The sequence below is a fragment of the Arthrobacter sp. cf158 genome (assembly GCF_900106835.1).
GTDB lineage: Bacteria > Actinomycetota > Actinomycetes > Actinomycetales > Micrococcaceae > Arthrobacter.
On sequence record NZ_FNNR01000001.1, the window covers coordinates 37182 to 50005 of the forward strand.

A 12824-nucleotide genomic window follows, 5' to 3' on the forward strand; every position below is an offset into this window, starting at 1 on the left:
GGTGAGAGAGGGTTGGCCGGACGGGTGCGATGGGTGAGAGAGGGTCTGGGTGTTTAGCCCAGCCCCAGGTAATCCCGCAGCGTTGGAAGCGAGGCACCCTGCGTTGCAGCCACGGCGCGTTGAACATTCGCGTCGCGAGCGAGGACTGCCAGGTCGTCGAAACCGGCCAGATCAGATCCAGCCAGATCCGAACCCGCGTCCGGCTGCAAACCCGCGTCCGGCTGCGAACCCGCGTCCGGCTGCGAAACAGCGTCCAGCTCCGAAACCTCGCGGGCGGCCCGGCCTAATGAAGGCGTTGCCTGCAGCAGCGCGACATTGGCCGCAACGGCGTCGTCAATCTTCGCAAGCAGAGCGGCCATCGCGAGACGGTGGTCCTCAAGGAGTTCGGGCCAGATTCCCGGTGGCGCGATCGAAATGAGGGAGGGAAGCGTCAGATGGTCCGGCGCCTTCCATTCGGAGGCCAGCCCGGCGGTTTCAACTCCCCGGGCAAGGGATTCAAACCGGAGGTTTTCGAGGACTTTTTCGAGCTCGGCCGCAGTGAAATCCAGCCGGTGCCAGTTGCCTGCCCGGAGGTGCAGGAGCTGCGTTTCGAGAAGGAAAAGCAAGAAATCAAGTTGCCTCCGCTCGCGCCACAGCGTTGCCGATAGCTCGTCCGCCCCCACGGTTCCCCACTTCATTTTTATGGCCTGCCAAAATCACGATTTGGCAGGCTTTATGGTTACTTCTGTTGAGCGTACACGCAGAGTGGTTTTCAGGTGGTATGTTCACTGAACACGTACCTGTTCGTAGTCCCAAATCGTCGCTGTGATTGGTCTCTTGGCGCCGTTTTGAAACCACGTAATTCCAGGTTCTTGCAACTCAATAATCCGGTCTCATGGGGGGACTCACTTTTGAATCGCGAACAGCGCAACGAGCTGGTGTTGCAGCACCTTCCGCTCGTTGGTTACTTGGTCTCTGACCTTTGCGCGCGCGCCTCGCACTTGTCGCGCGATGATTTTGCTTCTGTTGGCTCGGTTGCGCTGATTACATCGGCTGACTCCTTTGATCCGGAATTGGGCGTTCCTTTTGGTGCTTTCGCGCGCCGGCGGATCGTGGGCGCGTTCGCGGACGAGATGCGGGCTGGTGACTGGGCCACCCGCTCGGCCCGCAAGCGGATCAAGGAAACCATGGCCATCCAGGAGACTTTGACCGGCGTTCTGGGCCGCAGCCCCAGCGTTGCCGAGATGGCGTCCGCCCTGGGCGTGGAACGCAGCCATGTGGAGGCAGCGCTGGTGGATGCCGCGCGAACGCTCTCATCGCTGGACGAAGTGGTCGCTGACACCGTGGCGTCGCCCGCGGCGTCTCCGGAGCACTCGGTCCTGGCCGACGAGCGGATCAAGTACCTGCGTGCCGCCGTCGAGGCCTTGCCGGAAAAGATGCGTTTTGTGATCCAGGAAATCTACTTGGCCGGGCGTTCCGTGAAGGAGCTCGCCGAGGAACTGGGTTCCACCCACGCCGCCGTATCGCAGCAGCGCGCCGAGGGCATCCGGCTCATGCGCGACGGATTGGCCGCCCACTACGCTGACACGCCGGATCAGGTGTTCGAACCCGAGTCCCGTATCACCGCCCGGCGTCGGAATGATTACCTTTCCGCGCTGGCCACAGCAACCACCGGGGGCATTACCCGCGGCTTGGGCCTGGGGTCCTCACTCAACAGCGCGGTTTAGACCGCACACGCCAGAAGGAAGGCCGGGCCGCTGAGCGACCCGGCCTTCCCGTTTTGTGTTTTTTACTGCGCCTAAGGCGCTGTGTTTTTCACTGCGCCTTGGGCACACGCCGGAGTACGACGGCGGCGAGCACTGCCGCGCCGGCCATCAGTACCAGCCCAATCGCCGCAGTGATGTGGACGCCGGACTCGAAAGCTGTCCGGGCGGCGTGGGTCAAGGCCTCAGACAAGGGGGCCGGCAGGGCCGCCGCCGCATCAACTGCGCCGGCGAGCGTTTCGCCGGAGTTCCCGGCAGCTTGCTCGGAGATGCCGTCCGGAATGATCAGGTTGTGCTGGTAGGAGGCCGTGAGGATGGAGCCGAGCACGGCCGTACCCAGGAGCGATCCGAGCTCGTAGCCGGTTTCGGAGATAGCCGAGGCCGCTCCGGACTTGTCCGCAGGTACTGAAGCCAGGATGAGGTCGTTGGAGATGGTCTCCGCAGCGCCCACACCAACAGCCAGGACGGTCAGTGCTGACAACAGGAACACGGGGCCGCTGCCGTGGTCGCCAAACACCACTACCAAGTACCCCACGGCACTCAGGGTCAGGCCGGCAGCCACCACGAAGCCGGGCCGGACACGCTTCACCAGCGGCACCACCAACAGGCCCGCGATGACCGTGGCCAGGAGAGCAGGAATCATCGCGATACCTGCCTCCATGGGGGACTGCCCTTCAACCAGCTGCAGGTGCTGGGCAAAGAAGTAGATGAAGCCGGTCATGGAGAAGAGGGACAGCACGTTGGCAATGATGGCCGTGCTGAACACCTTGTTCTTGAACAACGCGACATCCAACATGGGGCTTTCGATCCGCTGCTGGCGGCGGACGAAGAGAATGCCCATCACCACGCCGAAGCCCATGAAGGCTGCAGCCGAAGCGCCGAAGCCGTGCACTGCGAATTCCTTGATGCCGTAAACGAACGGTGCCATGGTGACCACGGACAGCACGATGCTGGGCACGTCCACGCGTCCCGGATTGGAGTCCTTGGACTCCGGAATCAGGACCCGCCCAAAAGCCAGGAGTGGCAGGAGCAGGAATGCTGCCACCAGGAAGACGGCACCCCACCAGAAGTGTTCAACCAGCCAGCCGCCAAAGATCGGGCCGAGGGCGGCGCCACCGGAGAACCCGGCAGCCCACACGGCGATCGCCAGCCGGCGACGGTTGGGGTCGGTGAAGATGTTCCGGATCAGGGACAGGGTTGACGGCATCAGCATGGCGCCGAAGACGCCAAGGCCGGCACGCCCGGCAATCAGCCATTCCGCGGTGGGTGCAAACGCTGTAGCAGCCGACACCGCAGCGAAGCCTGTGCTGCCGATCAGCAGCAGCCGCCGTCGTCCGATTCTGTCGCCCAAGTTGCCCATGGACACCAACAACGCTGCCAGGACCAGGGGATACGCGTCAACGATCCACAGGAGTTGCACGCCGCCCACATCCAAGGAGCGGGCGATTTCGGGCAGGGCAAAGGTGAGCGCGGTGTTGTCGACGGCAACCAGCAGCACCGGGAACATCAGGAGTGCCAGGGCCGTCCAGTCGCGCCACGGTGCTGCCTGGCCCACGACGGGACGAGCGGAACGGGGTGCTTGGGTTGAGGACGGCGAGAACATGTCACTAACTGTACCGTCCAGACGGTACAGTTTCAAATGGAACCCCCCAAGCCTTTAGGGAATGATGTACTCATGCCACGAAAACCAGTTGCCCGGGACGCTGTCCTGGATGCCTATGAAGCCCTCCTGATTGAAGTGGGGGAGCGGGCTGCCACGCTGGACGCCGTAGCCAAGCGCGCCGGGGTCTCCAAGGGTGGGCTGCTGTATCACTTCCCCAATAAGGAGTCGCTGATCAGTGCCCTGCTGGAACGCCTGGATGAGTTGGCCCAGGAGGACATCGAACAGATGAAGGCCGCTCCGGACGGCTCCGCTGCGTACTTCATCCGCTCCTCCCTCTGGGCAGGCACTCCCATGGACCGCGCCTTCGTGGCCGCCACCCGCCTGGCCGAAGTGGCCCACGAAGAAACCCGCCGCAGGTTCGCCGGCATCCAGCAGCAGTGGCTGGACGTGCTGGCCGAAGACGTTGGTCCGGAGGTGGCGAAGGCCGTCAGCTACATGGGCGACGGCCTGTACTTCAACGCAATGTTTGAGGGCGGCCAGCAGGATGGGAACGCAAGCCGTGAGGCCGACGTCGACATTCTGCTGGGAGTCCTGGACCGGCTGCGGAAGTAGCTCGTCGTCCATTTGCGGCGGCGCCCGCCGCGTAGGACAATTAACCCTTGTGGCCTGCCCTGAACGGGGTCATACACAACTGAACATTGCCTATGATCTGCGGCGGGAGAGTCCTGCAAGCATGTGATGCAGGCGCCGTAGGAGCAAACCCTCCCCAGGAATCTCTCAGGCCCACGCACCGCCGCGGCGAGGCAACTCTGGAAAGCAGCAGGCGTCCTTGGACGTTGTGCTCACCGACGGTGCAAGCGATGGTTGTCCAACTACGCGCGGAAACTCTCAGGTCCAATACAGAGCGGGGGGGAACCCGAGCCGCTGTGGCGTACCCAAACGCCGCCCAAGTATTGGAGTTCCTTCGTGACGGTAAGTTCTGCCTCCACCACCTTCGTTGATCGGCATATCGGCGCCCGCCGCCAGGCCGACATTGAGACCATGCTCAAGTCCGTCGGGTACGACACCGTTGATTCACTGGTCGACACCGCCGTTCCGAACGACATCCGCCAGGACGTCGCCCTTACGCTGCAAAACGCGCTGAGCGAAGTGGAGGTGCTGGCGGAGCTGCGCAAGCTCGCCTCCAAGAACAAGACCGCCGTCCAGATGATCGGCCAGGGCTACTACGACACCGTCACGCCTCCGGTGATCCGCCGCAACATCCTCGAGTCCCCGGCCTGGTACACCGCCTACACCCCGTATCAGCCGGAAATCTCGCAGGGCCGCCTTGAAGCTCTCCTTAACTTCCAGACCATGGTTCAGGACCTCGTCGGGCTTCCGATCGCCAATGCTTCCCTCCTGGACGAAGCAACGGCTGTGGCCGAGGCCGTCCTGATGATGCGCCGCGCCAACAAGAACAAGGCCGCTCAGGACGGCAAGACCGTCCTCGACGCCGACTGCCTGCCGCAGACCATCGCCATCGTGAAGGGCCGCGCCGAAGCTCTCGGCTTCGAAGTTGAAGTCGCCGACCTGTCGCTCGGTCTCCCCGAAGGTGCCATCAACGGCGTCGTCCTGCAGCAGCCGGGTGTCTCCGGCCGCGTATTCGACCACTCAGCCGTGATCGCCGAAGCGAAGGAACGCGGCGCTTTGGTCACCGTTGCGGCCGACCTTTTGTCCCTGACGCTCATCACCCCTCCGGGTGAGCAGGGCGCCGATATCGCTGTTGGTTCCGCGCAGCGCCTGGGCGTTCCGCTGTTCTTCGGCGGCCCGCACGCTGCCTACATGGCGGTCCAGAAGGGTCTGGAGCGTTCTATGCCCGGCCGTCTGGTGGGCGTTTCCAAGGACGACGCCGGTGTCCCCGCCTACCGCTTGGCGCTGCAGACCCGCGAGCAGCACATCCGCCGCGAGAAGGCCACGTCCAACATCTGTACCGCGCAGGCGCTGCTCGCCATCGTCGCTTCCATGTACGCCGTCTACCACGGCCCCGAAGGCCTGAAAGCAATTGCCGAAACCGCCCACAGCCACGCACGGACCCTCGCAGCGTCCCTGAAGGCTGCCGGCGTCGAGGTCCTCCACGGTTCGTTCTTCGACACCATCACCGTCCGCGTTCCCGGCAAGGCCGCGGAGATCATCGCCGCTGCCGAAGCAAAGGGCATCAACCTGCGCGGCATCGACGCTGACACCGTGGGTATCTCGGTTGATGAAACCACGACGACGGCGGTAGTCGCCGACGCCGCAGCGGTCTTTGGCGCTTCGGTGGCCGAAGCCGCTGAAGGCTTTGCGCTGGAGTCCTCCGTGGAGCGCTCGAGTGACTTCATGCAGCACCCGGTGTTCAACACGCACCGCTCCGAGACCCAGCTCTTGCGTTACATCCGCAAGCTCTCCGACCGTGACCTCGCGCTGGACCGCACCATGATCCCGTTGGGTTCATGCACCATGAAGCTCAACGCCACGGCCGAAATGGAAGCCATCTCCTGGCCGGAGTTCGCCTCCATCCACCCGTTCGCTCCGGATTCGCAGACCGCAGGCTGGCGAGAACTGATCACGGACCTCGAAGCCCAGCTGACCGAGATCACCGGCTACGACCAAGTCTCCATCCAGCCCAACGCCGGTTCCCAGGGTGAGCTTGCAGGCCTGCTGGCCATCCGCGGCTACCACCTGTCCCGAGGCGACGAGCAGCGCAACGTCTGCTTGATCCCTGCTTCAGCCCACGGCACCAACGCGGCCTCAGCAGTGCTCGCCGGCATGAAGGTCGTTGTCGTGGCCACCGCACCCGATGGCACCATCGACCACGTTGACCTCAAGAACAAGATCGAGGCCCACCGGGACGCCCTCTCGGCCATCATGATCACCTACCCGTCCACGCACGGTGTCTACGACGCCGACGTTCGCGAAGTGTGCGATGCGATTCACGAGGCCGGCGGCCAGGTGTACATCGACGGTGCCAACCTCAACGCACTCGTCGGGCTGGCACAGCCGGGCAAGTTCGGCGGCGACGTGTCCCACCTGAACCTGCACAAGACCTTCTGCATCCCGCACGGCGGCGGCGGACCCGGCGTTGGCCCGGTCGCAGCCAAAGCACACCTCGCACCGTTCATGCCCGGCGACGCAGCGTCCTGGATCGAAGGCAACGACGTCCCCATTTCGGCTTCCCGTTTCGGTTCCGCCGGCGTGCTGCCGATCTCCTGGGCCTACGTGAAGCTCATGGGCGGCCAAGGCCTCACCGAAGCCACCAAGTCTGCGTTGCTCGCTGCTAACTACATCGCTTCCCGCCTCAACGATCACTTCCCGGTGCTCTACACCGGCGAAGGCGGACTGGTGGCACACGAGTGCATCCTGGACCTCCGCGAGCTGACGGCCAAGACCGGCGTCACCGCTGAAGACGTTGCCAAGCGCCTCATCGACTTCGGCTTCCACGCGCCCACGCTGGCCTTCCCGGTGGCCGGCACCTTGATGGTGGAGCCCACCGAGTCCGAAGACCTCGTGGAGATCGACCGCTTCATCGAAGCCATGATCACCATCCGCAAGGAAATCGACCAGGTGGCCAACGGTGACTTCTCCGTGCAGGATTCCCCGCTCCGCCGCGCACCCCACACGGCTGCCGCCGTCGTAAGTTCCGATTGGGACCGCGCGTACCCGCGCGAGCAGGCCGCCTTCCCGGTCCACCACCTCAAGCAGGACAAGTACTTCCCGCCCGTTGGCCGCATCGACGGCGCAGCCGGAGACCGCAACCTGGTCTGCTCCTGCCCTCCGATCGAAGACTTCGAAAACTAAGGACTGGTCATGACTGAGAACCACACCGCTCTTTACGAAGAGCACAAGAAGCTCGGCGCGTCCTTCACCGACTTCGGTGGCTGGCAGATGCCCCTCAAGTACTCCTCGGAGTTGGCTGAGCACCACGCCGTCCGCAAGACCGCCGGCCTGTTCGACCTCTCCCACATGGGCGAAGTCTGGGTCAGCGGTCCCGAGGCTGCCGCATTCCTCGACTACGCACTGGTGGGCAAGATCTCCGCCATGGCCATCGGTAAAGCCAAGTACTCGCTGATCTGCCAGGAAGACGGCGGCATCATCGACGACCTCATCACGTACCGTCGCCCCTCCACCGAAGAAGGCACTGACAAGTTCCTGGTGGTGCCGAACGCTGGCAATGCTGCCGTTGTTGCCGCAGCGCTGTTGGAGCGCGCGGCTGGTTTCGACGTCGTGGTGGAAGACGCTTCCGCGGAGACCTCGCTGATCGCCGTTCAGGGGCCCCTCTCGGAAGCAATCCTCCTTCGCCTTGTCCCGGCCGGGCAGCACGCACTGGTCACCGAACTGAAGTACTACGCGGCGGTTGACGTCCCGTTCACGTTCGACGGCGGCACTCAAGACCTGCTGCTGGCCCGCACCGGGTACACCGGCGAAGACGGCTTCGAAATCTTCGTGGCCAACGAATCCGCAGCAGCCCTGTGGCAGGCCATTGCCGACGCCGCAGAAGAGGGCGAGCTGATCCCGGCCGGGCTGGCATCGCGCGATTCCCTGCGGCTGGAAGCCGGTATGCCCCTCTACGGCAACGAACTCTCCCGCGAAGGCAACCCCTTCGATGCAGGGCTGGGACCCGTGGTGGCGCTGTCCAAGGAAGGCGACTTCGTGGGCAAGGACGCACTCGCTGCCCTGAAGGCTGACGGCGCTGGTGCCACCAGCGGGCGCAAGCTCGTTGGCCTCAAAGGCCTCGGCCGCCGTGCCGGACGCGGCCACTACCCGGTCCTCAAGGACGGCGCAGTGGTTGGCGAAGTCACGTCCGGTCAGCCCAGCCCCACGCTCGGCTACCCGGTAGCGTTGGCGTATGTCGACGTCGAATTTGCCGAGCAGGGGACTGCGCTGGACATTGACCTGCGGGGTAAGAGCGAGCCGTTCGAAGTCGTCGCACTGCCGTTCTACAAGCGCCAAAAGTAGGTTCTGGGTTTTCGAGCCTGGCGACCTCTGCATGCTCCCCACCGTCCCCCCGCCTCGCAAGCTCGGCCAGGGAACCCGGACGGCGTGGCCCCCGTCGCATGTGCGTCCGCTGAGCGGACGCGATGCTCCCTTGGACGCATGCTGCCGGGGGCCGGACTCGCGTGGCCGTGCGGTGGGGGAGCGGATTCCGGAAGCGTGCGTCAAAGCGACGAAGGAGCAGCACGCGGAGGAATTCGGTGCCCCACCATCCCAGCCATAGTTTTGACCAACCATAGTAAGGAAACAGAATGCCCAAAGTAGCGCCCGAACTTCAGTACTCCGACGAGCACGAGTGGGTTTCACGCGGAGACGGGAACTCCGTGTCCGTTGGTATCTCCGAAGTTGCCACCGACGCACTGGGTGACATCGTGTACGTTGACCTTCCCGAGGTCGGTTCGACTGTCACAGCAGGCGAGACCTGCGGCGAAGTTGAGTCCACCAAGTCCGTTTCGGACCTGTACTCGCCGGTTACTGGTGAGGTCACCGAAATCAACGACGCCGTTGTATCCGACCCCGCCCTGATCAACAACGATCCTTACGGCGCTGGCTGGCTGTTCAAGGTCGCCGCTGAGTCCGAGGGCCCCTTGCTCTCGGCCGAGGAGTACGCCTCCAAGAATGGCGGAGACCTCTCCTAACTCCCTGCGCCCGAGTCCATTTCGGGGGTTCGCTGCTGGATGTGCCGTGCGCACGGCATGCTTGGCAGGGAATCCCCGAATCGGGGAATGGCATCCGTTCCATCGGGCCACCCACGCACGCACACTGTGGCGTAGCGTGGATTGTAGAACTGAATAGTATTGCGACGCCGGGTTGCCGCCTTTGGGGGCCATCCGGCGTCGTGCTTCGGTCGACTACCGCCACAAGCGGTGGAGGCCATCCGGCAGGACCATCTGCCGGACCGTTTCAAGCTGTATTAAGGGATCCCGGCCATGGCTGTTGGTGTTTTCGATCTGTTTTCCGTGGGTATTGGTCCGTCGAGTTCGCATACTGTGGGGCCGATGCGTGCTGGGGCGGTGTTTGCTGGTGAGTTGAAGGACGCTGGTGTCCTGGGCTCGGTGGCGTCGTTGCGGGTTGATTTGTACGGGTCGTTGGCCGCGACGGGCCGTGGGCATGGGACCATGACGGCTACGTTGCTGGGCTTGGAGGGGTATCACCCCGAGCTGATCCTTCCCGATGAAGTGGAAGAGCGGTTGGCCGCGATCGCCGAGACGGGTGTGCTGAATCTTGCGGGTGCGTCCGGTGAGGGTGTGGAGCTGCCCTACGCGGTGGAAGACATGATTTTGCACCCGTTGACGGTGTTGCCGCGGCATACGAACGGGATGAAGTTTGCTGTCTCTGACGCCCAGGGCAACGTGTTGCGGGAGGCGACGTTCTTTTCGGTGGGTGGTGGGTTCATTGTCCGGGAGGGCGAGGAGGACGCGGCCCGGGAGGAGCTTGAGGAGTCGAAGAAGGAGTTGCCGTTGCCGTTCAGGACGGCGGCGGAGTTGATGGGCCGGTGCGCGTCCAAGGGTTTGGGGATTTCCGACATCATGTTCATCAACGAGCGGGCGTCCCGGTCTGAGGAGGAGATCCGCGAGGGTCTCCTGCATATCTGGGCTGTGATGGAAGCCTGTGTTGAGACCTCGTTGAAGCGTGAAGGCGTGCTGCCGGGTGGGTTGAAGGTCCGTCGTCGTGCTCCGGACTGGTTGGAGCGGCTTCTGAAGGAGGACAAGGACCGGAACGATCCGAAGTATTGGCAGGAGTGGGTGAACCTGATCGCCCTGGCGGTGAACGAGGAGAACGCGACTGGTGGCCGGGTGGTGACGGCTCCGACCAATGGTGCGGCGGGGATTATTCCGGCGGTGTTGTATTACGCGTTGAATTATGCGCCGGGCATGGACAAGGCCACCCAGGCGGACCGGGATGATGTGGTGGTGAAGTTCCTGCTCGCCGCCGGTGCGGTGGGTGTGTTGTATAAGGAGCAGGCGTCCATTTCGGGTGCTGAGGTGGGGTGTCAGGGTGAGGTGGGTTCGGCGTCGTCGATGGCTGCCGCTGGTTTGGCCGAGGTGATGGGTGGTACGCCGGGTCAGGTGGAGAACGCTGCGGAGATCGCGATGGAACATAACCTGGGGCTCACGTGTGATCCGATTGGCGGGTTGGTGCAGATTCCGTGTATTGAGCGGAACGCGATCGCGGCGGCGAAGGCGATCAACGCGGCGAAGATGGCGTTGTGGGGGGACGGGACGCACCGGGTCTCCCTCGATGAGGTGATCGTGACCATGCGCGAGACGGGCAAGGACATGTCCCATAAGTACAAGGAAACCGCGATGGGCGGCCTGGCCGTCAACGTCGTCGAATGCTGAGTCTTTTTACTGTCAGTCCCTAGTGCCATGCTGTATCCATGAGCGGGGGATACGACAGGGATTTTTTGCGGGCACGCCTTGAGCTGCCCAGTCCGTCGGCAACGACGATTCTGTTGGACTACATCCACTTTTCCGTGCGTTTCCGGGCTGCCCGGAAGCTCGCGGCGATCGTGGGCGTCAACATCAGTGGCGCGGAACTGAACCCCCTGGCACGTGAGGGAACCTGGCATTTCGATGACAGGATCCCCAAAGAACAGCAGGCGGGCCCGGACGTCTACAAGAACAACGCCTTCGATCGCGGGCACTTGGTACGGCGTCTGGATCCGGTCTGGGGTGATGCGGCAACCGCCAAGAAAGCCAACCAGGACACCTTTGCTTTCACCAATGCTGCGCCGCAAGTGGACGACTTCAACCAGGGCAAGGAGCTGTGGGTGGGGCTGGAGGACCACGTGCTGGGACACGCCGATGCCCACGACGCCAAGCTCAGTGTCTTCACCGGCCCGGTCTTCCTCGATGATGATCAGCCCTACCGTGGCGTCCAGATTCCGCGGAAGTTCTGGAAGATTGCGGCGTGGACCAACGATGCCAAGCTTGCCGCCGTCGGGTTCGTCCTGGACCAATCGCCGTTGCTGGGCAAGGTTGACCTCAAGAAGGCCATTACGGAGCGACTCTTGGAAGGCGAACCGCCGCCACTGGGACCATTCCGGACGTTCCAGGTTCCTATTGGGCAGATCGCCGACCTCACGGGATTGAGTCTCAGCAGGCTCACCAACGCGGACCGCCTTGTCAGCGGCCAGCGCGAACTCGGCAGGCAGCCCAAAGCGATTCAGCTGGAGAGCACGGACCAGATCCGTTTGTAAACCGTCCACGAGGGTGCCCGGCGGCTCCCCAACGCGCCGATTTTTCCTGGCCCGATAGACTTGGAACTGCATGTCCGCATGCGCACTACGCTTTTGAACACTGCACCAAAACCCTGAGATTGGACACGGCCACCTTGCGAGAATTTACCGCCCGCTTTGCCACCGCCGAGGAAATCGATAACTGGGACAAGCACGTCACGGCGAATCCGAATGGCGGCAACATGCTGCAGTCGGATGCCTACGCGGCAGTCAAGGACGGAAACGGCTGGCTGGTCCGGCGGCTCGTCGTCGAGACTCAGGAGTACTCCAGCTACAACCTGCTCCTGGAGAAGAAGTTCCCTGTGCTGGGTCGGCTCTGGTATCTGATCAAGGGGCCGGACGTCGCAGATGTCAGTGATATTCAGCCTGCCCTCACAGCAGTCGCCGCGCTGGCTCGCGAGAAGAAGATGAACGTCTTCAGCATCAAGATCGAACCTGATGTAGTGGAGTATGCCGAGGCAACGTCCCAGTTGACGGCCGCCGGATTGGTGAAAGCCCCCAACATCCAGTCCAACGATTCCACGGCGCTGCTGGACATATCGGCGCCGGCCAATGAAGTTCTCCGCAGCATTTCTTCCCGTGCCCGCAACGCAGTCCGCAGGGCTGAGCGTGAAGGCTGCGAGGTAAGGCAGGCAGAGCCGGGCGAGGACAGCTACCGCAAGCTCTATTCCCTCATGCAGAACACCATGAACGCCAAGGGTGCCATGCCGCTGCGGAGCTTCGAGTACTACTCCACGTTCTGGGAAGAATTCTGCAGCCGCGGGCAGGGCCATTTCTTCTTTGTCTACGAGGACGGCGCACCCAGCGTTGGTGCTTTCGTCATCAACTACGGCTCCAAAGCCACGTACAAGGACGGCGGGTCAACCCAGAACCGTCAGCAGTACGGCGACTCTCATCTGGTCCAATGGGCGGCCATCCAGCGTATGCAGGAATTGGGGTGCGTGGAATACGACTTCTGCGGAACACCGCCGGCTGCAAGGATCAAGGACAAGGCCCACCCGCTCCATGGCCTGGGTTCGTTCAAGACGAGTTTTACCAAGGCCGTCACGGATTTTGTGGGTTGCTACGACCTCGTGCTGGGTCCAGTCCGCCACAAGCTGTGGCTCAAAGGTGCGGAGCGCATCTTCCGTCGACTCGAAACCATGCGCACCGGCGGCCAGTTCTACTGACGGCCGGCCACAACCAGCAAGCCAACTTCAGGCCCGCCCCGGCCACCAACGGGTGCAAATCT

At 63.2% G+C, this 12824-nt stretch carries 10 protein-coding genes and 1 riboswitch; of the genes, 8 read left to right on the forward strand and 2 right to left on the reverse strand.

Going from position 1 to position 12824, the window contains the following annotated elements:
- Window positions 1-53: 53 nt before the first annotated feature.
- Window positions 54-677, reverse strand: a complete 624-nt coding sequence (locus BLW08_RS00225; protein ID WP_139244841.1) for a hypothetical protein — start codon at window positions 675-677, stop codon at window positions 54-56.
- Between the two features lie 213 nt (window positions 678-890).
- Here BLW08_RS00225 and BLW08_RS00230 point away from each other — a divergent pair, with 213 nt between their 5' ends.
- Window positions 891-1706, forward strand: a complete 816-nt coding sequence (locus BLW08_RS00230; protein WP_090820485.1) for a sigma-70 family RNA polymerase sigma factor — start codon at window positions 891-893, stop codon at window positions 1704-1706.
- Window positions 1707-1794: 88 nt separating this feature from the next.
- Here BLW08_RS00230 and BLW08_RS00235 read toward each other — a convergent pair whose 3' ends face one another.
- Window positions 1795-3345, reverse strand: a complete 1551-nt coding sequence (locus tag BLW08_RS00235) for an MFS transporter (RefSeq protein ID WP_091322687.1) — start codon at window positions 3343-3345, stop codon at window positions 1795-1797.
- 72 nt (window positions 3346-3417) lie between these two features.
- On the opposite strand from BLW08_RS00235, the gene BLW08_RS00240 reads away from it, so the two are divergent.
- The 7 genes from BLW08_RS00240 (at window position 3418) to BLW08_RS00270 (ending at window position 12762) form a co-directional block, all read left to right on the forward strand.
- Window positions 3418-3957, forward strand: coding sequence for a TetR/AcrR family transcriptional regulator (locus BLW08_RS00240; protein ID WP_090820481.1), 540 nt, complete (start codon window positions 3418-3420; stop codon window positions 3955-3957).
- Window positions 3958-4050: 93 nt separating this feature from the next.
- Window positions 4051-4148: riboswitch (glycine riboswitch) on the forward strand.
- A gap of 163 nt (window positions 4149-4311) precedes the next feature.
- Window positions 4312-7158 carry an aminomethyl-transferring glycine dehydrogenase gene (gcvP, locus tag BLW08_RS00245; protein WP_091322688.1) on the forward strand — a complete coding sequence of 949 codons (2847 nt, stop codon included), beginning with the start codon at window positions 4312-4314 and terminating at the stop codon, window positions 7156-7158.
- A gap of 9 nt (window positions 7159-7167) precedes the next feature.
- Entirely contained in the window at window positions 7168-8316 is a 1149-nt protein-coding gene (gene gcvT / locus BLW08_RS00250) for a glycine cleavage system aminomethyltransferase GcvT (RefSeq protein WP_090820477.1), read from the forward strand.
- A 287-nt stretch (window positions 8317-8603) separates the two neighbouring features.
- Window positions 8604-8990, forward strand: coding sequence for a glycine cleavage system protein GcvH (gene gcvH / locus BLW08_RS00255; protein ID WP_090820475.1), 387 nt, complete (start codon window positions 8604-8606; stop codon window positions 8988-8990).
- A gap of 291 nt (window positions 8991-9281) precedes the next feature.
- A complete protein-coding gene (locus tag BLW08_RS00260; protein ID WP_091322690.1) occupies window positions 9282-10694 on the forward strand; it encodes an L-serine ammonia-lyase in 1413 nt (470 codons plus the stop codon).
- Window positions 10695-10732: 38 nt separating this feature from the next.
- Window positions 10733-11554, forward strand: coding sequence for a DNA/RNA non-specific endonuclease (locus BLW08_RS00265; RefSeq protein ID WP_091322692.1), 822 nt, complete (start codon window positions 10733-10735; stop codon window positions 11552-11554).
- A 119-nt stretch (window positions 11555-11673) separates the two neighbouring features.
- On the forward strand, window positions 11674-12762 hold the full coding sequence (locus BLW08_RS00270; protein ID WP_091322693.1) for a lipid II:glycine glycyltransferase FemX: 1089 nt from the start codon (window positions 11674-11676) through the stop codon (window positions 12760-12762).
- Window positions 12763-12824 lie beyond the last annotated feature (62 nt).

Coding starts and splice junctions, on each gene's coding strand:
- BLW08_RS00225 (WP_139244841.1), bottom strand. CDS start 677: ATGAAGTGGGGAACCGTGGGGGCGGACGAGCTATCGGCAACGCTGTGG.
- BLW08_RS00235 (WP_091322687.1), bottom strand. CDS start 3,345: ATGTTCTCGCCGTCCTCAACCCAAGCACCCCGTTCCGCTCGTCCCGTC.
- BLW08_RS00240 (WP_090820481.1), top strand. CDS start 3,418: ATGCCACGAAAACCAGTTGCCCGGGACGCTGTCCTGGATGCCTATGAA.
- gcvT (WP_090820477.1), top strand. CDS start 7,168: ATGACTGAGAACCACACCGCTCTTTACGAAGAGCACAAGAAGCTCGGC.
- gcvH (WP_090820475.1), top strand. CDS start 8,604: ATGCCCAAAGTAGCGCCCGAACTTCAGTACTCCGACGAGCACGAGTGG.
- BLW08_RS00260 (WP_091322690.1), top strand. CDS start 9,282: ATGGCTGTTGGTGTTTTCGATCTGTTTTCCGTGGGTATTGGTCCGTCG.
- BLW08_RS00265 (WP_091322692.1), top strand. CDS start 10,733: ATGAGCGGGGGATACGACAGGGATTTTTTGCGGGCACGCCTTGAGCTG.